Annotated in this window: 23 protein-coding genes and 1 tRNA gene; 15 read left to right on the forward strand and 9 right to left on the reverse strand. The window is 59.0% G+C overall.

Annotated elements, in window-relative coordinates; all coding sequences use genetic code 11:
* Window positions 1-6 precede the first annotated feature (6 nt).
* Window positions 7-957 carry an alpha-E domain-containing protein gene (locus tag NH234_RS10025; protein WP_007959974.1) on the forward strand — a complete coding sequence of 317 codons (951 nt, stop codon included), beginning with the start codon at window positions 7-9 and terminating at the stop codon, window positions 955-957.
* The gene (locus NH234_RS10030; RefSeq protein ID WP_085705298.1) at window positions 954-1,763 is read left to right on the forward strand and encodes a transglutaminase family protein; all 810 of its coding nucleotides are present in this window, start codon (window positions 954-956) and stop codon (window positions 1,761-1,763) included. The genes NH234_RS10025 and NH234_RS10030 overlap by 4 nt, the downstream gene beginning before the upstream one ends.
* Window positions 1,764-1,777: 14 nt before the next feature.
* On the opposite strand, the gene NH234_RS10035 is transcribed toward NH234_RS10030, so the two are convergent.
* Window positions 1,778-2,605, reverse strand: coding sequence for a cytochrome c (locus tag NH234_RS10035; protein WP_085732361.1), 828 nt, complete (start codon window positions 2,603-2,605; stop codon window positions 1,778-1,780).
* 583 nt (window positions 2,606-3,188) lie between these two features.
* Here NH234_RS10035 and NH234_RS10040 point away from each other — a divergent pair.
* The 3 genes from NH234_RS10040 to NH234_RS10050 all read left to right on the forward strand — a co-directional run bounded on the left by NH234_RS10040 (window position 3,189) and on the right by NH234_RS10050 (window position 7,374).
* Window positions 3,189-4,394, forward strand: a complete 1,206-nt coding sequence (locus tag NH234_RS10040) for an acetyl-CoA C-acetyltransferase (RefSeq protein WP_367256404.1) — start codon at window positions 3,189-3,191, stop codon at window positions 4,392-4,394.
* A 17-nt stretch (window positions 4,395-4,411) separates the two neighbouring features.
* Entirely contained in the window at window positions 4,412-6,556 is a 2,145-nt protein-coding gene (locus NH234_RS10045; RefSeq protein WP_367256405.1) for a 3-hydroxyacyl-CoA dehydrogenase NAD-binding domain-containing protein, read from the forward strand.
* 95 nt (window positions 6,557-6,651) lie between these two features.
* Complete coding sequence (locus NH234_RS10050; protein WP_367256406.1) at window positions 6,652-7,374, forward strand: amidotransferase; 723 nt, start codon at window positions 6,652-6,654, stop codon at window positions 7,372-7,374.
* Between the two features lie 39 nt (window positions 7,375-7,413).
* On the opposite strand, the gene NH234_RS10055 is transcribed toward NH234_RS10050, so the two are convergent.
* From NH234_RS10055 to NH234_RS10065, 3 genes are all read right to left on the reverse strand, one after another.
* Window positions 7,414-8,385 carry a magnesium and cobalt transport protein CorA gene (locus NH234_RS10055; RefSeq protein WP_085732365.1) on the reverse strand — a complete coding sequence of 324 codons (972 nt, stop codon included), beginning with the start codon at window positions 8,383-8,385 and terminating at the stop codon, window positions 7,414-7,416.
* A gap of 132 nt (window positions 8,386-8,517) precedes the next feature.
* Entirely contained in the window at window positions 8,518-9,240 is a 723-nt protein-coding gene (locus tag NH234_RS10060; protein WP_367256407.1) for a 1-acylglycerol-3-phosphate O-acyltransferase, read from the reverse strand.
* 215 nt (window positions 9,241-9,455) lie between these two features.
* Window positions 9,456-10,145, reverse strand: a complete 690-nt coding sequence (locus NH234_RS10065) for a crotonase/enoyl-CoA hydratase family protein (protein WP_085732367.1) — start codon at window positions 10,143-10,145, stop codon at window positions 9,456-9,458.
* Window positions 10,146-10,452: 307 nt separating this feature from the next.
* Between NH234_RS10065 and NH234_RS10070 the strand changes: the two genes are divergently transcribed.
* From NH234_RS10070 to NH234_RS10085, 4 genes are all read left to right on the forward strand, one after another.
* Window positions 10,453-10,542, forward strand: a tRNA-Ser gene (locus NH234_RS10070).
* Between the two features lie 230 nt (window positions 10,543-10,772).
* Window positions 10,773-12,236: a hypothetical protein gene (locus NH234_RS10075; protein WP_139831734.1), complete on the forward strand. Its 1,464-nt coding sequence runs from the start codon at window positions 10,773-10,775 to the stop codon at window positions 12,234-12,236.
* 50 nt (window positions 12,237-12,286) lie between these two features.
* Entirely contained in the window at window positions 12,287-12,919 is a 633-nt protein-coding gene (gene cysC, locus NH234_RS10080; protein WP_256576026.1) for an adenylyl-sulfate kinase, read from the forward strand.
* A 130-nt stretch (window positions 12,920-13,049) separates the two neighbouring features.
* On the forward strand, window positions 13,050-13,370 hold the full coding sequence (locus NH234_RS10085; RefSeq protein WP_085732369.1) for a YbjQ family protein: 321 nt from the start codon (window positions 13,050-13,052) through the stop codon (window positions 13,368-13,370).
* A gap of 54 nt (window positions 13,371-13,424) precedes the next feature.
* Here NH234_RS10085 and NH234_RS10090 read toward each other — a convergent pair whose 3' ends face one another.
* The gene (locus tag NH234_RS10090) at window positions 13,425-13,709 is read right to left on the reverse strand and encodes a hypothetical protein (protein ID WP_367256408.1); all 285 of its coding nucleotides are present in this window, start codon (window positions 13,707-13,709) and stop codon (window positions 13,425-13,427) included.
* 243 nt (window positions 13,710-13,952) lie between these two features.
* Here NH234_RS10090 and NH234_RS10095 point away from each other — a divergent pair, with 243 nt between their 5' ends.
* From NH234_RS10095 to NH234_RS10110, 4 genes are all read left to right on the forward strand, one after another.
* The gene (locus NH234_RS10095) at window positions 13,953-14,141 is read left to right on the forward strand and encodes a hypothetical protein (protein WP_085701198.1); all 189 of its coding nucleotides are present in this window, start codon (window positions 13,953-13,955) and stop codon (window positions 14,139-14,141) included.
* A 311-nt stretch (window positions 14,142-14,452) separates the two neighbouring features.
* Window positions 14,453-14,821: a bacteriocin gene (locus NH234_RS10100; RefSeq protein WP_085710666.1), complete on the forward strand. Its 369-nt coding sequence runs from the start codon at window positions 14,453-14,455 to the stop codon at window positions 14,819-14,821.
* 135 nt (window positions 14,822-14,956) lie between these two features.
* Window positions 14,957-15,373 (forward strand): hypothetical protein, encoded by a 417-nt coding sequence (locus NH234_RS10105; RefSeq protein WP_085732371.1) that lies wholly within the window; start codon window positions 14,957-14,959, stop codon window positions 15,371-15,373.
* A 120-nt stretch (window positions 15,374-15,493) separates the two neighbouring features.
* Window positions 15,494-15,661, forward strand: a complete 168-nt coding sequence (locus NH234_RS10110) for a hypothetical protein (protein ID WP_167443766.1) — start codon at window positions 15,494-15,496, stop codon at window positions 15,659-15,661.
* 82 nt (window positions 15,662-15,743) lie between these two features.
* Here the strand turns inward: NH234_RS10110 and NH234_RS10115 are convergent, their stop codons facing one another.
* Both NH234_RS10115 and NH234_RS10120 read right to left on the reverse strand, forming a co-directional pair.
* Window positions 15,744-16,121: a hypothetical protein gene (locus NH234_RS10115; RefSeq protein WP_367256409.1), complete on the reverse strand. Its 378-nt coding sequence runs from the start codon at window positions 16,119-16,121 to the stop codon at window positions 15,744-15,746.
* A complete protein-coding gene (locus tag NH234_RS10120) occupies window positions 16,114-20,901 on the reverse strand; it encodes an RHS repeat-associated core domain-containing protein (protein ID WP_367256410.1) in 4,788 nt (1,595 codons plus the stop codon). Before NH234_RS10120 ends, NH234_RS10115 begins: the two co-directional genes overlap by 8 nt.
* A 247-nt stretch (window positions 20,902-21,148) precedes the next feature.
* Between NH234_RS10120 and NH234_RS10125 the strand changes: the two genes are divergently transcribed.
* Window positions 21,149-21,844, forward strand: a complete 696-nt coding sequence (locus NH234_RS10125) for an HAD-IA family hydrolase (RefSeq protein ID WP_085732375.1) — start codon at window positions 21,149-21,151, stop codon at window positions 21,842-21,844.
* A gap of 76 nt (window positions 21,845-21,920) precedes the next feature.
* On the opposite strand, the gene NH234_RS10130 is transcribed toward NH234_RS10125, so the two are convergent.
* Complete coding sequence (locus NH234_RS10130; protein ID WP_085732376.1) at window positions 21,921-22,667, reverse strand: 3-oxoacyl-ACP reductase family protein; 747 nt, start codon at window positions 22,665-22,667, stop codon at window positions 21,921-21,923.
* A gap of 125 nt (window positions 22,668-22,792) precedes the next feature.
* Between NH234_RS10130 and NH234_RS10135 the strand changes: the two genes are divergently transcribed.
* Window positions 22,793-23,734: a LysR family transcriptional regulator gene (locus NH234_RS10135; RefSeq protein WP_085732377.1), complete on the forward strand. Its 942-nt coding sequence runs from the start codon at window positions 22,793-22,795 to the stop codon at window positions 23,732-23,734.
* On the opposite strand, the gene NH234_RS10140 is transcribed toward NH234_RS10135, so the two are convergent.
* Window positions 23,703-24,431 carry an aspartate/glutamate racemase family protein gene (locus NH234_RS10140; RefSeq protein WP_085732378.1) on the reverse strand — a complete coding sequence of 243 codons (729 nt, stop codon included), beginning with the start codon at window positions 24,429-24,431 and terminating at the stop codon, window positions 23,703-23,705. The genes NH234_RS10135 and NH234_RS10140 overlap by 32 nt on opposite strands.
* Window positions 24,432-24,468: the final 37 nt, after the last annotated feature.

Genomic DNA, 24,468 nt, shown 5'->3' on the forward strand with positions numbered 1-24,468 from the left:
CCTGCCATGTTAAGTAGAACTGCCTCGGATCTGTACTGGATGTCGCGTTACCTGGAGCGGGCGGAAAACCTCGCACGGATGCTCGATGTCAGCTATTCGCTGTCGCTGATGCCGCAGGACGGCCGTGGCGACGGTCTGCACGAACTGGCGATGCCGCTGCTGATCACCGGCACGCTGGACGATTACCTGGAACGCCACGGCGAACTGCATGCCGAGCGCTTGCTGCACTTCTTCGCCCTGGACGCGGCGAATCCGGCGAGCATCTACAGCTGCCTTGGCGCGGCGCGGGCCAGTGCCCATGCGGTGCGCGGTCGGATCACCGCGGACATGTGGGAGAACATCAACGCCACCTGGCTGGAGATCCGCGGGATCGCCAATCAGGGCCTCAGCCGTTATGGCATGAGTCGCTTCTGCGAGTGGATCAAGGAACGTTCGCACCTGTTTCGGGGGGCGTCCTACGGCACCATCATGCGCAACGACGCGTTCCGCTTCATTCGCCTGGGCACGTTCATCGAACGGGCCGACAACACCTTGCGCCTGCTCGACGCCCGCTACGAAATGGCCGGCGATCAGGCGGAAGCGGTCAGCGATGGCACCGCCCACGCCTATTACCAGTGGAGTGCGCTGTTGCGGGCGCTGTCATCGTTCGAGGCCTACACCGAGATCTATCGCGATGCGCCGGGCGCCCGGCATGTCGCCGAACTGTTGTTGCTGCGCGCCGATGTGCCGCGTTCGCTGCGGGCCTGCACCGAGGAGATCGACCAGATTCTCGCGCAACTGCCGGGGGCCAACGGTCGTCCCGCGCAACGGCTGGCGGCGGAAATGGACGCGCGTCTGCGCTACACCGGCATTCAAGAGATTCTCGAGGAAGGGCTGCACGCCTGGCTCACCGAATTCATCCCGCTGGTGCGCCAGTTGGGCAACGCCATTCACAGTTCCTATCTGGAGGCCGCATGAGACTTTCCATCAGCCACGAGACCACCTATCACTACGAAGATCAGGTGCGCGCGAGCATCCAGTACCTGCGCCTGACACCCCACGACAGCGAGCGTCAGCATGTGCTGAGCTGGCAGCTCGACCTGCCGCGCCCGGTGCGGGCCCAGCTCGATCCGTTCGGCAACATCCTGCATGTGCTGACCATGGACGAGCCCCACGAAGCGATCATCATCGGTGCCCGTGGGCAGGTTGATATCGACGAATTGCGCGAAGCGGAGCATGAGAGCCAGTCGGCGCTGCCGTTCCTGCGTTTCACCCGGCTGACCGAGGCTGACGAGGCGCTGCGGGCGTTCGCCGAGAAGTCCTGCAAACAACGACGGGACCGCAACGCATTGATTGACCTGATGCATGGGCTGAACCAGCACATGACCTACACGCCGGGTTCCACCGAGGTCGACACCAGCGCCGCCGAGGCCTTCGCCGGACGTGCGGGTGTTTGCCAGGACCACGCCCACGCATTTCTGGCCTGTGCGCGCAGCCTCGGTGTGCCGTCGCGCTATGTGTCGGGTTATCTGTACAGCGAGGATTGCGAACACCTGGCCAGTCACGCCTGGGCCGAAGCCTGGATCGATGACGCCTGGTACAGCTTTGACGTGACCAATGAACTGGCGCGGCCGGAACGACACTTGAAATTGGCGGTGGGCCTGGATTACCTCGACGCCTGCCCGGTGCGGGGCATGCGTCGGGGCGGCGGGTCAGAGCAGATGCACGCGAAAGTGCTGGTGTCGCCGACACCTGCGCCGGTTATCTCGGTGCAACAGCAGTAAACGATGTTGTCGGTTTACTTGGCGGGCGCAACCTTGCGCCCGGCCATGTGCTGTAAGTACCCCACCAGTTTCTGCAGATCCGCGTCCGGTAACACCTCGGCGGAAAACCCCGGCATCTTCGCCTGTGGCCACTGGCGCAGACTCTGTGGATCGCGGATGTAGCGCTTGAGGAAGTCCGCGCCGAAGTATTCGGTCGGGTTGTATGGAATATTCAGGTCCGGCCCGAATTGCGCATCGCCCGCACCATTGAGGCGATGGCAGGCCAGGCAGTTCTTCTGGAATAGCGCGAAACCTTGATTCACCGGATCATCGGCCTTCAGCGCAGGATCCGGCAGCAGGGCAGGGAAGCGCTCGGCCACTGGCGCCATGCGCTTGATGCTCGCGACTTCAAATGGCCATTGTTCCGGACTGATATTGCCGGCCTGCGGATCGGTCCACACCAGATAGAACGGCCCGGCGCTGTGCTTGCCCTCCGACAGCGGCGGCCAGGGCTGTGCCGGATCTTCGATGGCCAGCCAGGCGCGCGAACCCTTGTTGTTCAGTAGCGGCGCGGCGGACAGCTCAGCGGCAAAACCGTCCAGCGCTACGGCTTGCAGGTGATCGTCCGGTTTGATGCCGGGCAGCAGCGCGGCCATCGGCACGGCGCGATAAGTCATGTCCTTCTTGTAGGACACATCATTCTTGATCGTGAGGGTTTGTACCTGAGGATGCTTGAGCAATTCCTCGGTCTGCCAGATGCGGTTGTTCTCGCCCAGCTCCAAATTCAACTGTGCGGCAGACAGGGGCAAGCTCAGCAGCATGGCCCCGAACATAATGAGCGTTTTCAAGTGATCGCCGTCCATGTCGTGGAAGTGCGCAGAGATTGGCACAGCCACGCTGGCCCGGGTAGCGGGCCAGTCACATTTTCAGTGGCGATGAACTATACCTGCCGCTTGAATCAGCCGATGACCTTGGTCAGATTCGGCAGAATCAACAACAGCGTCGTGGCGAAAAGAATGAGCCCTGCTTGACGAACTTTCGGTTGTTTGAACATGGCTAGACCGCCTTTTTTGTTATTTCCTGATGCTTGCCTGCATGTCCATGATGGCAAGCGCTGCACTTCCTGTTGAAGAACGCCTGCCTCGGCAAAACCCGACGACAAAGACGTACATGTTCACCTTAGGGCCCGCGTCACGCTTGGCTTAGATCCATTTCATATGTATTTGCTACCAGTCGCGATTAAAAAGGCATGAGGCCCATTGCCAGCTTCTTTGCCGCCCTTTTGCTAGACAGCTCGGTGACCTGAACCGGTTAACCTGGCCGGTAATGACCGTCCGTCTGAGCGTGCGCGTCAACGTCATTGAGCGCTGTGGTCATTGAATCCGTGACCGTCCCGGCCAAGAGTGGAGGCACGAAATTCACTCACCGCACAGGTTCGAGAACGCCATGACCCAAGCTTTGATTTTCGACGCGTTACGCACGCCCCGTGGCAAGGGCAAGGCCGACGGTTCGCTGCACAGCGTCAAACCGGTGAACCTGGTGGCCGGGCTCTTGACCGCTTTGCAGGTTCGTACCGAACTGGACACCAGCCAAGTCGATGACGTCGTGCTCGGTTGTGTCACGCCGATTGGCGATCAGGGCTCGGACATCGCCAAGACCGCGGTGCAGGTGGCCGATTGGGATGTCAGCGTCGCGGGCGTGCAGATCAACCGCTTCTGCGCCTCGGGGCTGGAAGCGGTGAACCTGGGGGCGATGAAAGTGCGCTCCGGGTTCGAAGACCTGGTGGTGGTCGGCGGTGTCGAATCCATGTCCCGCGTGCCGATGGGTAGCGACGGTGGCGCTTGGGCGCTGGATCCGCAAACCAATTTGCACAGCCATTTCACACCGCAAGGCGTCGGCGCGGATCTGATCGCCACACTTGAAGGTTTCAGCCGTCAAGACGTCGATGCCTATGCGCTGCATTCGCAACAGAAGGCCGCCCGGGCCCGGGCCGACGGTTCGTTCAACAAATCGTTGGTGCCGGTGCAGGACCAGAACGGCATCATCCTGCTCGATCACGATGAATTCATTCGTGCCGAGTCGACCCTTGAAGGCCTGGGCAAGCTCAAGCCGAGCTTCGAGATGATCGGCCAGATGGGCTTCGACGCCACGGCGCTGCGGGTCTACAGCCATGTCGAGCGCATCAATCATGTGCACACGCCCGGTAACAGTTCGGGGATCGTTGATGGCGCGGCGCTGATGTTGATCGGCTCCGAAGCCAAGGGGCGCGAGTTGGGCCTGCAACCCCGGGCGCGAATCGTAGCCACGGCGGTCACCAGTACCGACCCGACCATCATGCTCACCGGCCCCGCGCCGGCCACTCGCAAGGCGTTGGCCAAGGCCGGGCTGCGGGTGGAGGACATCGACCTGTTCGAGGTCAACGAGGCGTTCGCCTCGGTGGTGCTGAAATTCATCAAAGACATGGCCGTCGACCCGGACAAGGTCAACGTCAATGGCGGCTCGATCGCCATGGGCCACCCGCTGGGCGCCACCGGTTGCGCGATCCTCGGCACCTTGCTCGATGAACTGGAAGCCCGGCGCCTGCGCTACGGCCTCGCGACGCTGTGCGTTGGCGGTGGCATGGGCATCGCCACCATCATCGAACGCCTCTGACCCCAAGGAAAACTGTCATGACCCAAGCCATTCGTTACGAAAAAGGCCAGGACGGCATCGTTCTCCTGACCATCGACATGCCGGGCCAGAGCGCCAACACCATGAACGCGGTGTACCGCGAGGCCATGGCCGACAGCGTCGCCCGATTGCAGGCGGAAAAAGATGACATCGTCGGGGTGGTCATCACCTCGGCCAAGAAAACCTTCTTCGCCGGCGGCGACCTGAATGAACTGATCAAGGTCGGCAAGCCCGAAGCCAAGGCTTTCTACGACATGGTGCTGACTCTCAAGGGTCAGTTGCGCACCCTGGAAACCCTCGGCAAACCGGTGGTCGCGGCGATCAACGGCGCGGCGCTCGGCGGAGGCTGGGAAATCTGCCTGGCCTGCCACCACCGCGTGGCGCTGGACGATGCGTCGGTGCAACTCGGATTGCCGGAAGTGACCCTCGGGCTGCTGCCGGGCGGCGGCGGAGTGGTGCGGATGGTGCGCATGCTCGGTATTGAAAAGGCTCTGCCATATCTGCTCGAAGGCAAGAAGGTCCGTCCGCAACAGGCATTGCAGGCAGGTTTGATCGATGAGCTGGCGGCGGATCGCGATGAATTGCTGGCCAAGGCCCGGGCCTGGATTTTGGCCAACCCTGCGGCGGTGCAGCGTTGGGATGTGAAGGGCTATCAGATTCCCGGCGGTACGCCGTCGAACCCGAAAGTCGCGCAGATGCTGGCGATTGCGCCGTCGATCCTGCGCAGCAAAACCCAGGGCACGCTGCCGGCGCCGGAGAAGATTCTGTGCGCCGCGGTGGAAGGCGCGCAGGTGGATTTCGACACCGCGCACCTGATCGAGACCCGTTACTTCACTGAACTGACCACGGGCCAGATCTCGAAGAACCTGATCGGCACCTTCTGGTTCCAGCTCAATGAAATCAATGCCGGCGGTTCGCGTCCGCAGGGTTTTGCACCTTATGTGACGAAGCGTGTGGGCGTCCTCGGCGCGGGCATGATGGGCGCCGGCATCGCCTATGTCAGCGCCTCGGCTGGAATCGATGTGGTGCTCAAGGACATCAATCTTGCCGCCGCCGAAAAGGGCAAGGCGCATTCGGCGGCACTGCTGGACAAGAAAGTCGCTCGCGGGCAAATGTCTGCACAGCAGCGTGAAGCGGTGCTGGCGCGCATCCAGACGACTGAACGCGATGCCGATCTGGCGGGTTGCGATTTGATCATTGAGGCGGTGTTCGAGGATCGTCAGCTCAAGGCCAAAGTCTCGGCAGCGGCGCAGCAAGTGGTCGGTGCCGACGCGGTGATTGCCTCCAATACTTCGACCTTGCCCATCACCGGCCTGGCGGCTGCGGTGCCGGATCAGAGCAAGTTCATCGGCCTGCACTTCTTCAGTCCGGTGGAAAAAATGCCGTTGGTAGAAATCATCAAAGGCGCGCAAACCAGCGACGAAACCCTCGCGCGCGGGTTCGATTTCGTCCTGCAAATCAAGAAAACGCCGATTGTGGTCAACGACAGTCGTGGCTTCTTCACCTCGCGGGTGTTCGGCACTTTCACCAACGAAGGCATCGCGATGCTGGGTGAGGGCGTCAGCGCCCCGATGATCGAGACCGAAGCACGCAAGGCCGGCATGCCCATCGGGCCTCTGGCGATCTCTGACGAAGTTTCCCTCAGCCTGATGAGCCATATCCGTCAGCAAACGGCCAAAGACCTGCAAGCGGAAGGGAAACCGCTGATTGAGCACCCGGCGTTCGCCGTGATTGACTTGTTGCTCAACGAATACAAGCGGCCGGGCAAGGCAGCGGGAGGCGGTTTTTACGATTACCCGGCGGGAGGTCAGAAGCATCTGTGGCCCGAACTGAAAACCCGTTTCGAAAAAGCCGACGGGCAGATTTCGCCGAAGGATGTGCGTGATCGGTTGCTGTTCGTGCAGGCCATCGAAACCGTGCGCTGTGTGGAGGAGGGAGTACTGGCGTCGACGGCGGACGCCAACGTCGGCTCGATCTTCGGCATCGGCTTCGCGGCATGGACGGGCGGCGCGTTGCAGTTCATCAATCAATATGGCGTGAAGGACTTTGTCGCGCGGGCGCAGTACCTGGCTGAGCAATACGGCGAACGTTTCGCGCCGCCAGCCTTGTTGCTGGAAAAGGCAGCGAAAGGCGAGTTGTTCTAACGGGTTGGGGACGCATTTCAGGGCTTGCCTTGCCGGGTGGTTTCAAGGCAGGCTCTGGGGTGTGCATTATTCCCATCACGTGTCAGGTATTTTTTATGTCGCTACGCATCTGCATTCTGGAAACCGACATCCTGCGTCCGGAACTGGTCGATCAATATCAGGGTTACGGGCAGATGTTCCAGCGCCTGTTCTCGCAACAACCGATCGCCGCCGAATTCACGGTGTACAACGTGATGCAGGGCGACTATCCGAGTGATGACCTGACGTTCGATGCGTATCTGGTCACGGGCAGCAAAGCCGACTCGTTCGGTACCGACCCGTGGATCCAGACCCTCAAGCAGTACCTGCTGACCCGTTATGAGCGTGGCGACAAACTGCTCGGTGTGTGCTTTGGCCATCAACTGCTGGCGCTGCTGCTGGGCGGCAAGAGCGAGCGCGCGATCCAGGGTTGGGGCGTCGGTACCCACAACTACAAACTCGCGGCCAAGGCGCCGTGGATGAGCCCGGTGCGTGAAGAGCTGACCCTGTTGATCAGTCACCAGGATCAGGTCACGGCGCTGCCGGAGAACGCCACGGTGATTGCTTCCAGCGATTTCTGCCCGTTCGCCGCGTATCACATCAACGATCAGGTGCTTTGCTTCCAGGGGCATCCGGAATTCATTCACGATTACTCGCGGGCGCTGCTGGATTTGCGTCAGGAAGCGTTGGGCGAACAGATCTACAGCAAGGGCGTGGCCAGCCTTGAGAACGATCACCACGGCACCACGGTGGCGGAATGGATGATGCGTTTCGTGGCGCACAAGCCAGACGCGGCTTGAATCCGTAAGCCCCCGCATCCTGCACGGGGGCTTTTTTCCTTACAGCCAGCCTGATTTCTTGAAGCTCGCCCACAGCCCCACGCAACCCACGGTGATAAAGCCCAGCACGGCGAAATAGCCGTAATGCCAGCTCAGCTCCGGCATGTTCTGGAAGTTCATCCCGTAGATCCCGGCGACCGCTGTCGGGAATGCCAGAATCGCCGCCCAAGCCGCAAACTTGCGCTGCACCACGCTTTGCCGTGACGCTTCCAGCAGTACACCGATCTCGATGGTCTGGCTCGCAATGTCGGCCAGCGTGGTCAGGTCTTCCATCTGCCGCGTGACATGGATCTGCACATCGCGGAAGTAAGGGCGCATGTTCTTGTCGATGAAGGGGAAGCTCAACTTCTGCAATTCTTCGCCGATTTCCACCATCGGCGCCGCGTATCGACGCAAGCGCAGCACGTCACGGCGCAGGCCATGAAGCTTCTGGATGTCGTGCTCATTCAGCGCGCTGCACAACACGTTGCGCTCCAGTTCATCGATCTCGGCGTGGATCGCTTCACCTACCGGCTGATAGTTTTCGATGACGAAATCCAGCAGCGCATACAGTACGAAATCTTCCCCGTGTTCCAGCAACAGCGGCCGCGCCTCACAGCGCTGACGGACATGCGCGTAGGACGCCGAATGGCCATTGCGCGCAGTGATGATGTAGCCCTTGCCGGCGAAGATATGAGTTTCGATGAACTGCAAAATCCCGTGCTGGCGCACGGGAGAGTAAGTGACGATAAACAGGGCGTCGCCGAAGGTTTCCAGTTTCGGACGACTGTGTTTTTCCAGGGCGTCCTCGATGGCCAGTTCATGCAGGTTGAACTGGCGTTGCAGGTTGGCCAGCTCCTGGGCGTTCGGCTCTTCGAGGCCGATCCAGACAAAGTGCCCGGTCTTGGCGGCCCAGGCGGCGCCTTCATCGAGGGAAATATTGGTGACTTTCTTACCGGCGCTGTAAACCGCAGCAGCAACAACTCGACCCATGGTGGTGGTTCACTTCTTCTTGGCAGATGGCAGGGGAGGCATGGCTTCAGCTTAGCCGTGTCGCTGCTTGAGAGTCAGTGAAATCTGCACAGTTCACCGGGCAAAAGAAAACCCGCACAAGGCGGGTTTTCTTCATGCAGCTTGAAGCTGCCGATCCATCGCATTGATGCATTCGCGCATCTGCTCGCGGCACTGGCTGATGAGCATGGGCATGTCGTCCATGGTCAGGCCGGCGGTAGGAATTGCCGGCAGCGAGCGTATGAGAATTTTCCTGCTGCGCCAGCGGTTCAGGCGCATGTGCTTGATGTAGCTGCTGACGCAGACTGGAACGATCGGCACACCGGCGGCGATGGCCATCTGGAACGCACCTTTTTTAAACGGCAACAGTTCTTCACCCAGGTTGCGCGTGCCTTCCGGGAAAACCCAGATCGAGGTGTCTTTGTGCTGTAAGGTGTCGGTGGTCGTCAGCATCGACTGACGCGCCTTGTGCGCGTTCCCGCGATCGATCAACACATTTCCCGCCAGCCAGAACAACTGGCCAAACAGCGGCACCCATTTCAGGCTTTTTTTGCCGATGCACACGGTACGTCGCGGCACCACGTTGCCGAACACGAACAGGTCATAGTTGGACTGGTGGTTGGCGATGATCACGCAGCTGTCGGGCTTGTTCATCAGCTGACCGACGTCGGCCTTCACTCGCAGGCGCAGAATGCACATCGCCGGCAGGGCATAGAGACGGGCGCACAGACGACTGTTGTCCGGATTGAATGGCCGGCAAAGCCCGAGAATCACCCCGAGCACACCCGCCAGCATAAAGTGCAGGCCCATCAATAACATACGAAACACGAACAGCATTTTCAGGCCCACCGGGACAAAAGGTGGCGCAGTGTACGGATGTGCACTGTTTTCGGCAATTGCCGCTATAGAGTCAGGAGATGGGCGATGTTTAAGCGCATGTTTCCGACTTGTCGGTCAGAGGCGTCCTAGAGCTGCCGCAGAGATTTAAACCTTGCGCGCAAGAAAAAGCCCGACACGATGGTCGGGCTTTACTGTATCGCAGAGAACAGGATTCAGCCCAGGTGTTCCTGATCCTGAATGATCGCGTTATCCAGGGTTTCCAGAAGCGCCTTGCGTACTTTGAGCTTGGTGTTCTTGTGTGCGGTCATGTTGATCTTCTTCAACTGACGCGCGGCGGCGAGGGCGGCACCTTGCAGTTCTTCGGCAGAAACCACCTTGTCGAGGAAACCGGCATCCACAGCGCTTTGCGGATCGAACATCTCGCCGTTGATCACCGAACGGTGGAAGGCCGAGCGACGCAGGCGATCACGGGCCAGCTCGATGCCGGCGTGGTGCATGGTCATGCCGATCTGCACTTCGTTCAGACCAATGCTGAACGGGCCATCGACACCGATCCGGTAATCGGCAGACAACAGAATGAACGCACCTTTGGCCACGGCATGACCCGGGCAGGCCACGATCACCGGGAACGGGTGCGACAGCAAACGACGGGCGAGGGTCGAACCGGCGGTTACCAGGGACACGGCTTCTTTGGGGCCGGCGGTCATCACTTTCAAATCGTAGCCGCCCGAGAGAATGCCCGGCTGGCCGGTAATGATCACGATTGCACGATCTGCCACCGCCTGATCCAGCGCCGCGTTGAAGGCCGCGATCACGTCCGGGGAAATGGCGTTGACCTTGCCGTTGCTCAGGGTCAGGGTCGCGATACCGTCTTCGAGGTGGTAGGCAATCAGGTCGCTCATGGCGCAATTCCTTATAAGAAAGATGGGCAGACGTTACCCACCGCCGCCGGTCAGGTAAAGCACTGTGACTGACCCGCCGGTCACCCTCGAGCGGCTGATCCGCCGCAACATGCCCCACGACAAACGCCTGCATGCCTATATAGAAGGGCCGCGCCCACCCAAGATTGGCCGGATCGCCAGGGTCCATCGACAGCGGAAACGACTTTTTCTCTTAACCGCATGAAAATTCTGAAAAAAAGTTTGCCATCAGAAAAGCTTTCGACTACATTAGCGCGCCTCGACAGACAGAACATGTTTGAAGAGATACGGTGAAGTGTCCGAGTGGCTTAAGGAGCACGCCTGGAAAGTGTGTATACAGGAAACTGTATCGAGAGTTCGAATCTCTCCTTCACCGCCAAATTAAGCATAGAAAACCCCTGATTTTGAAAAAAATCGGGGGTTTTTTTTGCGTGCACGTCATGAAATGAGCTCGTTGGCCGATGAATATCCCAAGCGTGACGTAGTGAACATTTCGCTTCGTCGGCATTTATTGAGTTTTTTTGAACTGAACAGTTAAAATTCCGTGCGGTGGCTCTCCGCTTCCTGTAGATGTTTCTGAGCCGAGTAAGTAGCTTGAGGTGTAACAAGTTGGATAAATTGTTTGCAGTTGTCGCTACAACCGGATATTTGCTTCTCGTTGATTTGCACTCCAGAAAAGTTACGCCCATTGAGAGCGACCGCCCTGAATATTATGGTGTGACGTGGTTCCCAGAAGGCAAAGACCTCGTTTTATCTCATTCGGGGCTGGATAATCTGAAGCTTGTCGATATTCAGACTTATGCAAACTCTGAAGTTGGTTTTCTTTCCCGAGGTTCTTTTCACTCAGAACCTTTCCTGTCCCAGCCCCACCAGATTCTTTGCGCTTCCGACGGACGTATTATTTGTACCAACACCGGAAGAAACGCCATCTCGGTAGTCGACCTGGAAAAACCGGGGCACTTTCAGGAGAAACGACTGACCAGCGTGCGCTGGGATCGACTGTCATTGCAGGAGATCACGGGTGATCACCTCAATTCAGTATTCGAGAAAGACGGACATCTCTATGTCATCGCCCATGGACACCACAACGGTTCGTTGCTCGCAGTCCTGACTTATCCTGAGCTGGAGCTGGTCAGTCTTGACCCTATCGATCAGCGCACAGGGCTGCATAACGTATGGGTGTCGGACGAAGGTCAAAAAATCGCCTGTCACAGCTCCATCGGTTCGCTGGTCGATCTGGATACCAACGATGTCATCTGGCACGCCGGCAGCTCGATATATGCCCGAGGACTTGCGGTGTCGTCCGACGTGGTGTTGGTTGGCGAAAGTCAAATGACAGGACGCGAATCCCGCCGCAGTTCAATGAGTGGATTGTGGGTGTTGGAGCGTGATACCTACAAGCCGCTGGACTATCTGTGCCTGGGCCCTTATGGGGCGGTAAATGAGGTCAGATTGTTGAATGCCAGGGATTTTGCACACCATGGTCATGTGTTTGCAGGCACCCCGGAACTACTCGAAAAAGATCTGTTCCGACGCAACGCCGAAGAGCGCTTGGCGAATTTTCATATCAGTTATAAAAATCAAAAGGCCTGGGTGGCATGGGAAAGTGTTTTTGGTTCCCACAAACAATTGGAAACAGGCGAAAAAATTGCGGCGCCCGATAGCTTGTGTCTGTTGAAACAGCGTGAGGTTTCAGACGGTCCTGAGCGCAGCATGTCGTTCGGTTATTCGATTGATCCCGCGCTGCCGGACTCTCATGTAGCAGCCGTCGTTTATCAAGGCACCGGTGATGACACCGATATGAATGCCTTGGTGATTCAGCCTCATAAAGCCGATGGAGCGAGGTTGGTGATGTGGACGCATGACGGGACTCAATGGGCTCCGGAGGCGGATATCTCGGTGACGGGTCTACCGTTCAGTGGAGACCTGAACGTTGTGGCGAGCGAGCGTGGTCTTGAGCTTTATTTGAACAAGGAACTGTTGATCAGCGTGGACCCGAGCAAGTTGCCATACCTGAATGGTTCACTGGGCGTGCGCTGGATTGGTTCTACCATCAATCGTTTTTCTGAATAACGACGATCTTGAAGCTTGAGCTCAGACTCCACTCGAGATGAGGTATTGGCGTGACTAAAATAACAAAAGATTCCAGTGGAAATCTGTCGTTGCAAACGCCGCAGGTAACGGCGGCAGACCGTAACCGGCTTTTTTCGCAGAAACCTTACACCCTTTGGTTTACCGGATTGAGTGGTGCCGGCAAGTCGACATTGGCTTTCTCCATGGAGAAGCTGTTGGTCGACAGTGGAAGGCATGCTTTTGTACTGGACGGGGATAATGTCCGCCACGGGCTTTGTAAAGGACTGGGGTTTTCGCCCGAGGATCGTTCGGAAAATATTCGTCGTATCGCTGAAGTTGCTCGATTGATGAACGAGGCGGGGGTGATTGTCCTCGTTGCCTGCATTTCTCCTTGTCGGTTGCAGAGAGAGCAGGCCAAAGTGATCATCGGCGAAGAAAATTTTATCGAAGTCTATTTAAATACCCCTTTAAATGTATGTGAAAGCCTGGATCCAAAAGGTTTGTATCGTAAAGCCCGGGCGGGACTAATACCCGAGTTCACAGGGATCAGTGCAGCGTATGAAGAACCTATCGCTCCTTCATTGGTTCTTGATGCCAGTCAGAAGTCTATTGCAGAGTGTTTGCAAGAGGTTGTGAACAAGGCTGAAAGCTGGGGGCTGGATAGCTCGGGTAGCCCTATCTGAACTATCAGGGAAAGTGCAAAATTGTACATTTGAATGGGCGGCCCCACTGGGTCGCCCATTTTCATATTAGGGCAATGATGTAGGGGTGGCTTACCATTGTCGACCTCACTTTCTGCCAAGGCTTGTTTTTATGATTGTTACAACAACTTCAGGTGTCGAAGGTCGGCAAATTACGGCGTATATCGATATTGTCAGCGCTGAGTCGGTACAGGGCGTGAATGTTATTCGCGATATGTTTGCCGGCATGCGGGACTTTTTCGGTGGGCGTTCGCAGACCCTGGAGCGCGCGTTGAAAGAGGCTCGTATTCAGGCGACTGATGAGATCAAGGAGCGAGCACGTGCCTTGCAGGCGGACGCGTTGGTTGGGGTGGATTTCGAGATCAGCATGCCAGCGGGGAAGGGCGGCATGGTTGTGGTGTTTGCGACTGGCACGGCGGTCAAGCTGCGCTGAGTATTGGTTTGCTGCGTGTGAGCCCATTCAAAGGAATGGGCTCTTTACCATCGATCAGCCCTGCGGTTTGAGCAGGATGGTGCCTTTCGAGTCGTAGGTCAGCGGGGTGTCGATCGCGACGAGTGGAGTGCCAGTGGACTGGCCAGGCTGAACCGGGTCTGGATAGTAGATGACGCCAGGTTTGCCAGGCTGTACTGGACTTGGTCCGTCCAGCGGCTTGATGACGATTTCACCCGAGGCGACCTTCTCCTTGAATTTTTCCGCCGCGGCTTTAGCGGCGGCGATCTGCTCGTCCGTGAGCTTTACAACAGGCATCGGTGGGAATCCTTTGATTTCCATGTTCTCTCCTTGAGATTCATTGCGTAGGAAAAAGGGCAACGGCCTGTGGTTGGCAATCTTTAGCTCCGTAGGACCAGCGGTGTGAACATTGTGTTTAATTTCTGTAGGCCATTCGTCGGGCTTCGGGCCATCTGAATCACAAGTCCAGGAATGACCGGCTAGTCTCAAAAGCCTTGGAGGTCGATATTTTTTCAGGCAAAAGGGTCTTGCCGGTATCGGTCCGCTTTTGAAAGGGGTGAAGAGATGACTGATCCGTACATCGAAGACGACGGGGCTGAATTTCCATTCAACAATTGCGTGCGCTGCGGCCAGACTGAGTATCAGGCGGGCTTTGGCGAAGATCCGGTGCAGACCGGCAAGATCAAGTCGACAGCACCCAAGGGGCCGAAAGCGAAATTTCTGCCCAAGGTGACGACACGTTCCAGGAAGTAATCCGGATGCCACAGAACCCCGCCATTGAGCGGGGTTTTTGATTGCTGATTTTCTGGAGAAGCGTCCTACGAAAATTGCGGAATCGTCCGGTTTCTTTCACAAACTTTTCACACCGGTCTACGTAGGGTGAAGGCATCCGTTAGAAAGCAAGTCTCCAGCCCGTCTCCCCAGCGGGCTTTTTTTTTGTCTGCGATAAAACCTTTTCCAAAATCGCTGTCCAATCGGCGCCAAGTGCGCTGTGGCACTGGACATTGCCGCGGCAACAGCATTCAATCTGCGCCCTTTTTCTTCCTTCTTTTGAGGTTTTCGTCATGCGTTTAACTCTGCCTGCTCTGGTTCTGGGGCTTCTGGTCGCTCAAGGTGCAATGGCCGGTGATGGTACCGCCGCACTGGGTGGTGGCCTGGGTGGCGCGCTGGGCAATGTGGTCGGCCAGAAAATGGGCGGCAGCAGCGGCGCGGCCATCGGCGCTGGCCTGGCTGGCGCGGCTGGCGGTGCTTTGGCAGCGAAGAAAGGTGCCCGTACCAAAGCGGCCATTGGCGGCGGTGTTGGCGCGGCAGGCGGTTCGATCATCGGCAACAGCCTGGGTGGCAAGAACGGCGCGACCATCGGCGCCGGCCTGGGCGGCGCAGCGGGCGGCGCGGTGGGTAGCAACCTGTCGAAGGGTCACAAGCGTCACTGATTGCGAATGCATGTCTGAAAAGGCCCGGCTATATGTCGGGCCTTTTCGTTGCTGAACGTTTTTCCAGAATTCGCCTCCAATTCCGTATAGCCCCTTCCGGGCGTACCGTCCCGATCCGGGATCTGCGAGGTCTGTATGCGATCGACATTAACTGCGTTGGTTTTAGGATTGCTTGTGGCGCAAGGCGCCATGGCTGCCGGCGATGGTTCCGCGGCGGTCGGCGGTGGTCTGGGTGGTGTGCTGGGTAACGTGGTCGGCGGACAACTCGGCGGCAGCACCGGCGCCGCAGTGGGAGCGGGCGTTGGTGGCGCGGCTGGCAGTGCCGTCGGAGCTAACAAGCGCAATCGTACGGAGGCCGCGATTGGCGGCGGTCTTGGCGCGGCGGGTGGTTCAGTGCTGGGCAACAGCCTCGGTGGGTCTACCGGCTCGGCTGTCGGTGCCGGGCTCGGCGGCGCGGCAGGTGGTGCAGTGGGCAACAGCCTGGGAGGCGATGGTGGAAAATCGCATTCCGGTGGCGGCCACAAGCACAAACACAAATATCGTCACCGCTGAGCAAGCGGAATGACTGAAACCCGGCCTTGTGCCGGGTTTTTTGTGTTCCGGCGTAATGCGCCGGAACGTTTAGCGGCCATACTTTTCGAACGTCTACACGTTGAGCTTCCGAGGTGCACCATGACTCCCGAAACCGAAGGCAAGGAAGAAAAAGGCCCGAGCGGGTTGCCGTTTATCAATGATCCGGGGAATGAAGATCCGGGGTCGTTGATGGATGATGCGACGGTTCCGCTTTGGGAGGGTGAGGGGGAGGAGCTTGAGTATGAGGATTTTGATGATGATGAGTGATGGACACTTGTTTCGTTGAATATTGGAAATTCTATGTAGAGAGTTAAGGGAGTGAGCTGCGGTCTAACCCCGCCATTCGCTATCAAACAAACGAGACGTCAATCCTGTCCGCGTTAATTTTGACGAACTGCCCATTCAGATGTGGGTATTCGTAGTGGATATCCTGATCCATAAAATCAACAAACGACCGGAAAACCTCGCCATCCAGGTAGCCATAAACTTCACAGTGGAATCCACTACCGAGCATCTTGATCTGCATTTTTTCGCATTGTGCAGGTGATACAAATTCCTCACCAGACAACACCATTTCGAACTCAGCTTCGTAAGTTTTTCCGACCTCAATTTTCGAGGGGCTGTAGCCTACGAAGCATCTGACCTCAACGCCCTCAACAACCAGCAAAATAGCGTCCTCTACCAAATGGTCTATTTCGACGACCAATACTTTGTGTGTCTTAGTCATGGGCAGGCCTCACTGTTTTATCTTGTGCATTACCGTTGATTGTCCGCCAAAACTCTTTTCCACTTTTGGTGTGTAGAGTCGTAATTTCATCATTTGTGTTGGTGCCCACGAAAGCAAATTTCGCTTCACCTTTCCGGTTATTCCCCATCAATTGGATATACCCTGCTCGCATCTCTCCTTTGTATAAGTACTCCACACGCGTGCCCTGATTCACTACTCCTCGTGCGATGAGTAAGTACTCCTCGTTGGTCATCGCCTTGAATTCGGCGCCATGCTTTTCAAAATGCCCGGCAAGCTTTTCATCACTACCAAAATTTTCCGGTCGAGATTTGGGCTTTGGAGTCAGCGGTTCACCTTCGTCAACAATCGAACCGCCCACCCCATCCGGCACCGGACATCCCGGCTTATTCGGCGGCGGACAATTGGACGTCAACCCCAACGGATCCACCCACCCGGTCGGATTCGGCACGTACCGGTACTGATTCAACCCACCCGCCAGCTTCACCGGATCCGGCGTCAGATACCGCCCCACGTCCGGGTCGTAATACCGGTGCCGGTTGTAATGCAGTCCGCTTTCCGCGTCGAAATACTGCCCCTGAAAGCGCAGCGGCTGGTCGAGGTAGTCCTCGGTCGCGAGCTGCAGCGAGGTGACCTTGCCGTAGGCGCTGTATTTGGCTGACCAGACGATCTCGCCGCTGTAGTCGGTCAGTTCTTGCGGGGTGCCGAGGTGGTCGAGTTGGTAGTAGAACGGGCAGGCGCGTTTCGGGCCTTGGCCGTCGAGCATCGCCAGCGGGCGGAAGGTGCCGGGTTCGTAGATGAAGCTGCGGTGCTGTTCCTGGCTGCTTTCGGCGATCAGGTGATCGCCTTGCCAGAAGAATTCGGTGGTCTGGCCGTCGACGGTTTTGCGGATGCGCCGGCCGAAGGCGTCGTATTGATAGGTCGCGCTGGTGCCGTCGGGGCGGGTCAGGCCGATCAGGCGGTGCTGGCTGTCGTAGCGGTATGCAGTGACGAGCTGTTGGGCGCGGCCACGGCGTTCGCGGATCAGGTTGCCGAAGGCGTCGTAGTCGTAATGGCGGTCGCCCTGCATCAGCAGGCGATTGCCTTTGATCTGTGTCGGGCCCGGACGATCCTGCAGCAACAGGTTACCGGCCGGGTCGTGGGCGAAGTTTTCCGGCACATCATCGCGGGTGTGGCGCACGCTGGCCAGACGGTCGAGAGCGTCGTAGTAGTAACTGCGTTGACCGTGACGGCTGTCGGCGATAGATGCCAGGTTGCCGTTGACCGCGTAGCTGTAGTGACGCAGGTACAGTGCTCGGTCATGTTGATGAACCGAATGCACTCGCAAGCGGCCCTGCTCGTCGTAGGCATATTCGCTGAGCAGCAAACCCTGCTGGCGCTGCTGTTCGCGACCGTTCTGGTAGACGTGGCGGGTGAGCAAGGCGCCATTGAGGTCGATCGCGGTCAGCGCGCCGCCCTTGGCGTAGTGGTAGTCGAGTTTGCTGTTGTCCGGCAGACGCATCCGGCTGAGCTGGCCGCAAGCATCGTAGGTGTAACGCAAGGTGCCCCAGCCTTGATGCTCGCGTACCAGTCGGTCCTGCAGGTCGTATTCGAAGGCCAGCGGGTGATTCTGGCCGTCATCCACGCCGACCAAGCGGCCCAAACGGTCATAGCGATAGCTGACCTCGACTCCGTCCGGCAGGGTCTTGCGCAGCAGGCGTCCGGCAGCATCACGTTGGTAAGCGGTGACCAGCGTCGAGCCGTCGTCACCGAACTCGGTCTTTTCCAGCAGGTGGCCGTTGCGGTCGTAGGCGTACGCGGTGCGTCGCCCGTCAAAACCGGTTTCCTGTCGGATCAATCCGGTGGGCGTGTAGTCCAGCCGGTACTTTTCGCCGGACTCGTTCTCGATCTCCGTCAGCAGCAGCTGCGCATGGTCGTAGCGGTATTGCAGCCGCGTGCCGTCGGGATTGATCCGCCGGCTGACCAGATGCAGGTCGTCGTCATACTCGTAGCGGGTGATCCGCCCCTGCTCATCGCGTTCGGCGGTGATCTGGCCATAGGCGCTGTAGGACCAGGCGCGGGTGGCGCCATTTGGCGAAGTGGTCTGGATCAGCCGGCCGACGGCGTCCCACACATGACGGGTGATCGCGCCATGTTCGTCCTGCGCAGTAATCCGCCGCCCCAAGGCATCGTAGGAAAACTTCCGAATCCCACCGTCTGGCAGACTTTCCTCGACCAGTTGCCCAAGGTCATTCCACACGAACACATGCCGACCACTGTCCGGATAGCGGACCGACAGCAACCGCCCCTGCGGGTCGTAGTGGTAATGGGTGACATGGCCGTCGGGATCGACCGCCTCGGTGATATCCCCCTGCGCATTGCGCCGGTACGTCCACACCGCATCGCCACGTGAGCGGCTGTGCAGGAAACCATTGCGGTACTCGTAGGACGTCGGCGCATCGTCCGGCGGAATCAGCGCAACTAACCGTCCGGCATCGTCGTAGCGGTACTCGGTTATCGCCCCCAGCGCATCCTGCTCGGCGACCAGTCGGCCCTGCGTGTCGTAGGCCTTGAGCTGTTCGCCACCATCGGCGGCAACCTGACGCACCAGCCGCGCGGTGTCGTCGTGGACGTAAGTTTCCTCAGTCCCATCGACGTAATGCACGGTGACGCTGCCGGCGTCATCCCAGACGTAACGCGTATCCATCTGCGAAAACGACGCCCAGTGCCGCACGCACCGCGCCGCCTTGCCGGCACGCTCCCACTCCCAGAAGAAGCTCGCGCCACCCGTTAACTGCCGTTGCAGAATGACGTGCTGATCGTCGTAGTCGTAACGCTCGCTCTCGCCGACGGCGTTGGTCGCTTCGATCAATCGATGACGGGCATCGAAGCGGTAGCTGGCCAGCGTCTGTTCGGTACGCCAGGCAGACTCCCGAAAAACCTGATAATCGACCGCGATCAGATGCGCCCGCTCATAACGCAGCAACAGGGAACGACCAGCCCCGCTGTCGAGGCGCTCAACGCGATCCAGACGATCCCGCGTAATACGCAGCCGGTTGCCGTACGCATCGCTGACAGCCGTCAGACGCCCAACCCGAAAGTGATAAAACCGCGCCGCCTCACCTGCCAGCGCAACAATCAACTCCTCCGGCTCATCCCCGAGAAAGATCGCCGCCCGCGACAGACTATTGTGAATCGCCGGCCGCTCGACACTCGGCAACGGAAACCGCGTGCGCCGGTTCTCATGGTCAACCCAGACCACGCCATCGCCCTCGACCTCCAGCCGATGCGCCAGCGAATGGCTCCAGCCAAACCCCAACCCGACATCGATCTCGGCGGCACTGGTGCGATACAAGCGACTGAACTCGAACGGCAGCAGCCCATCGAGCACGCCGTCAGTCAGCGTCAGCAACTCTTCGCCGGTGACCATCGACACGGGGCAACCGTTGGTGCAGGTCCGGGGCACGCAGTCAGCACTGTCGCCGTTGGGATTCTTCGCCTGAGCCGACGCATCGTCGCGAGGCTCATGCCGCTCCATTCGCGTTGTGCCGTGTGATTTGTTACGCGCAATGGCCGCGGGATTGGGCACCGTCAGCACCTGCGCATCCGCCGTGCGAATCTCCAGCGGAACCGCCGGTGTCGGCCGCAACGGCGCCGGACCTGCATTGACCACCAGCGGTTTCAAAGCGCCCGCATGCCGGGTCAGATCGGGTGTCGAAGTCAGCTCCGCCAACCGTAACGCCGACGCCGCCAGCCATTCCCGGGCACGCGGCGACTTGATCTTGCCGAGCACCTTGGCGCTCAACCGCAGCGGCACGCCCATGCCCGCCGACACGCGCATCAACAGGAAACCGATCAGTAATTCGACCCGGACTTCGGCCACCACCTCGGCCAGATACTGCGGGGGCAACATCTTCAGCCAACTGGTGAAGGCCGCCAGATGAATGAACAGCAACGGCTCGTCGCTGAGCATCAGCAAGCCATTGGCGATGGCCTCGGTAGAAGCCTCGAGCAAGGCATCCAGCTCAGCGGCGGACAGGTACTGCAGAAGCTTTTCGCTGTTGGCCTGCCAGTCGGCGAGCAGGGCGAACAGCTGTTTCACGTCATCCCAGACGCTATTCAGGGCGGATTCGAAACCGCGCCAGTCGGCCTGCTGCAACTGACCGTAACGCCCCAGGAAACCCGCGCTGGAAAACTCGGCCCATTGCGGTTGAAATCCGAGCCATTCCTCACGCAACCATTTTTCCAGGCCATCGATGAGCCCCTGATACGAGGCGTACAGCGTCTGGACATGCGCGGTAGAAACATCGGGAAAGAAGGTGATGCGATAACGCTGGCCCCGGTCGCAGTTGTCGACCTCGAGAATGCCGCTGGGGCCGATGGTGTAATGCTGCGGTTCGCCGAATTCCAGAACACCGCCGACATCGGAAATGACTGGTTCCAGGGCCACCGGCGTATCGCCGATCGGCACGAAGCGCGCAGCTTCGAACATGTGCACCAGCGTCAGGGAGCCAGTCGCAGAACACATGGCTACTGAGGAGCTGATGGGTTTTCGGCTGGTAATCGGCGCAATGAGCTGGACATCGTTGCCGACCTTGAATACTTGATCGACGTCCAGCGCGGTTCCTGTCCAGAACTGCTCGGCCCAGCTTTCATAGTCGTTGAGGCAGAGGCGGAATTCCTGGAACAGCGTTTCGACGTCAGGCTGATCAGGGTTCAGCGCAGCGACTACGAGTAAACCAATGCTGTTGTTCAGGTACAGGAGCCGATCGGATGGAAGCATTCGCAGTCACTCGCGCGCATCAAGGGGGTGGCGCGAAACATTGCGGGGGATCAAACAGGAAAGAAGTCAGCCGAGTAGGCGATGTCTGTAGGGGGATTCTCTAAATGTGCGAGAGGGCATTCGGCGGACAACCGACATTGCCCGTTGCTCAACCTCGGCCGCGCTCGCTATGCTGCTGAACCCTTTAATCAGATCCGAGCAGCGGTATCTCATGCCGCCTGGGATGTTTTTGATAACGGATCCGATGATGAATGCACCAATGAAAGCGTTCGGCCCGATCAAGGCCGTGATTTTCGATATGGACGGTTTGCTGCTTGACACCGAGGGCATCTACACCGAGGTCACCTCGCTGATTGCCGAGCGTTACGGGCGCACCTTCGACTGGAGCATCAAGCAGAACATCATCGGTCGCGGTGCCGGCGATCTGGCCCGTTATGTGGTCGAAGCGCTGGATCTGCCGATTACCGCCGAAGAGTTTCTGGTGATTCGCGAGCCGCTGATGCGCGAGCGTTTTCCCACCGCACAAGCGATGCCGGGGGCCGAGGAACTGATCCGCCATCTCAAGGCGCACAACATTCCGATTGCCGTCGGCACCAGTTCGTCGCGCCAGTCGTTCGGTCAGAAAACCACGTTGCACCGTGACTGGTTTGCGTTGTTCGATTTCATTGTCACAGCCGACGACCCGGAAGTCGGCGCGGCCAAACCGGCGCCGGACATTTTCCTCACGGCGGCTCGCCGCCTCGGTGTGGCGCCGGAAGATTGCCTGGTGTTCGAGGATTCGCCATTCGGCGTGACGGCGGCGAAAGCGGCAGGCATGACCGCCATCGCGATCCCTGATGCCGCCATGGCCGATGAAAAATATGCACACGCCGACGGGATTCTTCGTACGTTGAAAGCGTTCACACCGAGTGCCTGTGGTTTGCCGGCGCTGGATTGGGCCTGATCAAACTGCCGATATAAAAACGCCGCCCCTCTGTTAAAGGAGGGGCGGTGTTTTTCGTTATCGACAATCTGATCAATCAGGCGCCGAAACCACCGTCGATGGTCAGACTGGCACCGGTGATGTAACCGGCCTCCGGGCCTGCGAGGTAGGCGACGAAGCTGGCGATTTCCTCGGCTTTGCCGTAGCGACCGACCGCCATCAGCGGAATCAGGCTTTCGGCAAAGTCGCCGTGGGCCGGGTTCATGTCGGTGTCCACCGGGCCGGGCTGCACGTTGTTGATGGTGATGCCCCGTGGGCCGAGGTCGCGGGCCAGGCCTTTGGTCAGGCCGACCAGCGCGGATTTGCTCATCGCATACACGCCGCCACCGGCGAAGGGCATACGGTCGGCGTTGGTGCTGCCGATGTTGATGATGCGTGAGCCTTCGCCCATGTGTTTGGCGGCTTCCTGACTGGCGATGAACACGCTGCGCACGTTGATCGCCAGGGTCTGGTCGAAGTCTTCCAGTTTGAAGTCTTCCAGCGGGGCGACGGCCAGTACGCCGGCGTTGTTGACCAGAATGTCGAGGCGGCCAAAGGTTTCGACGGTCGCGTTCACGGCGTTGCGGATGGCACCGGCATCGGCGCTGTCGGCCTTGATCGCGAGAGCTTTGCCGCCGGTCGCGGTGATGCTGTTTTGCAGTTCCTCAGCCTTGGCGGCGGAGCTGACGTATGTGAAGGCAACCGTGGCGCCTTCGGCCGCCAGGCGTTTGACGATGGCGGCACCGATGCCGCGAGAGCCGCCTTGAATCAGAGCAACTTTACCGCTGAGGTGTTGAGTGGTCATGTTCGATCTCCAGAAATTTCAAGGCAGGCTGCCTTGGTGTGGTGTCGAGTATCTGCCCCTCGCCACCGGGCGAGTAGACCGTGGTTGCTATAGTCTGTGTAAACCAAAAGTTTAGAGTGGCGGCCATGGAAACCTTCAGCAGTATCGAATGCTTCGTGCGTAGTGCCGAAGTCGGCAGCTTTGCCGAAGCTGCGCGTCGCCTGAGCCTGACACCGGCCGCCGTGGGCAAAAGCGTGGCGAAACTGGAAGCGCGCCTCGGCGTGAGGCTGTTCCAGCGTAGCACCCGTCGGTTGACCCTGACGGAAGCGGGGCAATTGTTTTTGAGTGAGGTCAGCGGCAGTCTCACAACCATCCAGAATGCCGTGAACAATCTGGCCAGCGCCGGCGGTCAACCGGCGGGTACGCTGAAAGTCAGCATGGGCACGGTGTTCGGCCGCTTGTACATCGTGCCGCTTCTGGGTGAGTTCCTGACAAGGTTTCCGGCGATCAATCCGGACTGGCACTTCGATAACCGACAGGTCGATCTGATCGGCCAGGGTTTCGATGCGGCGATTGGCGGTGGTTTCGAGTTGCCTCAGGGCGTGGTGGCGCGCCGGCTTACGCCGGCGCATCGGGTGTTGGTGGCTTCGGCGGATTATCTGGATCGGTACGCGCCGATCAGCGAGCCGGACGACCTCAAGCTGCACGAGGGCATCCTGATTCGCTCACCGCAGACCGGTCGCGTGCGTTCCTGGCAGTTAACTCATCGAACGCAGCAACACAGCCCGCTGACCCTCAAGGCACGAATGACCATGAGCGATTCCGAAGCCGCCTGCGCCACGGCGACGCAGGGGCTAGGGATTGCGTTGGTGAGCATGCCTTTTGCCGTCGGTTATCTGGAGGCGGGAACGTTGCAGCGGGTCTTGCCCGACTGGTACGTCGACGACGGCAACATCTCCATCTATTACGCCGAACACAAACTGCTGCCGGGCAAGACCCGGGCGTTCGTCGATTTCATTATCGAGCAATTTTCAACCTTGGGCCTCGCAGAGCGGTTCAACGCGCAAAACGTGCTGGCCAGCCGATGATGGTCTTCGGCCGCGGCGTTGCATACGTCCGCACCTTGGACGTCGACAGCCCCAGGCGCACCAACGATTCGGCGATGGTCACAGCGGCGGTGACGCCATCGATCACAGGCACCCCGGTGCGCTGGCGGATCTTCTCGTCGAGCCCGGCCATGCCGCCGCAACCGAGGCAGATCACTTCAGCTTTATCCTGAACCACCGCCAGTTCGGCCTGATGCACGATCGCTTCCAGTGCCCGCTGCGGTTGGTGTTCCAGCTCCAGAACCGCAAGACCACTGGCGCGCACCGAGGCGCAGCGATCCCAGAGGCCGGACAGTTTCAGGCGATCCTCAATCAACGGCACGGTGCGATCCAGCGTGGTGACCACCGAATAGGCGTGGCCGAGGAACATCGCGGTGCTGGCCGCCGCATCGGTGATGTCCACCACCGGCACATTGAGCAACTCCTGCAAACCTTCGCGACCGTGCTCGCCGTAGCCGGCCTGGATTACTGCGTCGAACGGCTGCTCGTAGGACATCACCCGGTCCATCACAGCGATGGCCGCCAGGTAACTTTCGAAATTGCCTTCCACCGAATCGGCGCCGAAGTACGGCGTCAGGCCGACAATTTCGGTGCCGGGGGAGGCCACAGCCTGCGCCGAGCGGGCGATGGCCTGGGTGATGGATTCGGTGGTGTTGACGTTGACCACGAGAATACGCATGGGAAGTCCTTATTACGGTTGGTTCTGCGGCCCCGCG

The sequence above is a fragment of the Pseudomonas sp. stari2 genome, assembly GCF_040760005.1.
Taxonomy (GTDB): domain Bacteria; phylum Pseudomonadota; class Gammaproteobacteria; order Pseudomonadales; family Pseudomonadaceae; genus Aquipseudomonas.

What these genes read in the sequence shown, in the direction of transcription:
- NH234_RS10055 (WP_085732365.1), bottom strand. Translation starts at nt 8,385, where the DNA reads ATGGGTCGAGTTGTTGCTGCTGCGGTTTACAGCGCCGGTAAGAAAGTC.
- NH234_RS10050 (WP_367256406.1), top strand. Translation starts at nt 6,652, where the DNA reads ATGTCGCTACGCATCTGCATTCTGGAAACCGACATCCTGCGTCCGGAA.
- NH234_RS10045 (WP_367256405.1), top strand. Translation starts at nt 4,412, where the DNA reads ATGACCCAAGCCATTCGTTACGAAAAAGGCCAGGACGGCATCGTTCTC.
- NH234_RS10125 (WP_085732375.1), top strand. Translation starts at nt 21,149, where the DNA reads ATGAATGCACCAATGAAAGCGTTCGGCCCGATCAAGGCCGTGATTTTC.
- NH234_RS10140 (WP_085732378.1), bottom strand. Translation starts at nt 24,431, where the DNA reads ATGCGTATTCTCGTGGTCAACGTCAACACCACCGAATCCATCACCCAG.
- NH234_RS10110 (WP_167443766.1), top strand. Translation starts at nt 15,494, where the DNA reads ATGACTCCCGAAACCGAAGGCAAGGAAGAAAAAGGCCCGAGCGGGTTG.
- NH234_RS10100 (WP_085710666.1), top strand. Translation starts at nt 14,453, where the DNA reads ATGCGTTTAACTCTGCCTGCTCTGGTTCTGGGGCTTCTGGTCGCTCAA.
- NH234_RS10120 (WP_367256410.1), bottom strand. Translation starts at nt 20,901, where the DNA reads ATGCTTCCATCCGATCGGCTCCTGTACCTGAACAACAGCATTGGTTTA.
- NH234_RS10065 (WP_085732367.1), bottom strand. Translation starts at nt 10,145, where the DNA reads ATGAGCGACCTGATTGCCTACCACCTCGAAGACGGTATCGCGACCCTG.
- NH234_RS10060 (WP_367256407.1), bottom strand. Translation starts at nt 9,240, where the DNA reads ATGCTGTTCGTGTTTCGTATGTTATTGATGGGCCTGCACTTTATGCTG.
- NH234_RS10135 (WP_085732377.1), top strand. Translation starts at nt 22,793, where the DNA reads ATGGAAACCTTCAGCAGTATCGAATGCTTCGTGCGTAGTGCCGAAGTC.
- NH234_RS10105 (WP_085732371.1), top strand. Translation starts at nt 14,957, where the DNA reads ATGCGATCGACATTAACTGCGTTGGTTTTAGGATTGCTTGTGGCGCAA.
- NH234_RS10025 (WP_007959974.1), top strand. Translation starts at nt 7, where the DNA reads ATGTTAAGTAGAACTGCCTCGGATCTGTACTGGATGTCGCGTTACCTG.
- NH234_RS10035 (WP_085732361.1), bottom strand. Translation starts at nt 2,605, where the DNA reads ATGGACGGCGATCACTTGAAAACGCTCATTATGTTCGGGGCCATGCTG.
- NH234_RS10085 (WP_085732369.1), top strand. Translation starts at nt 13,050, where the DNA reads ATGATTGTTACAACAACTTCAGGTGTCGAAGGTCGGCAAATTACGGCG.
- NH234_RS10040 (WP_367256404.1), top strand. Translation starts at nt 3,189, where the DNA reads ATGACCCAAGCTTTGATTTTCGACGCGTTACGCACGCCCCGTGGCAAG.
- NH234_RS10030 (WP_085705298.1), top strand. Translation starts at nt 954, where the DNA reads ATGAGACTTTCCATCAGCCACGAGACCACCTATCACTACGAAGATCAG.
- NH234_RS10130 (WP_085732376.1), bottom strand. Translation starts at nt 22,667, where the DNA reads ATGACCACTCAACACCTCAGCGGTAAAGTTGCTCTGATTCAAGGCGGC.
- NH234_RS10090 (WP_367256408.1), bottom strand. Translation starts at nt 13,709, where the DNA reads ATGGAAATCAAAGGATTCCCACCGATGCCTGTTGTAAAGCTCACGGAC.
- NH234_RS10115 (WP_367256409.1), bottom strand. Translation starts at nt 16,121, where the DNA reads ATGACTAAGACACACAAAGTATTGGTCGTCGAAATAGACCATTTGGTA.
- NH234_RS10095 (WP_085701198.1), top strand. Translation starts at nt 13,953, where the DNA reads ATGACTGATCCGTACATCGAAGACGACGGGGCTGAATTTCCATTCAAC.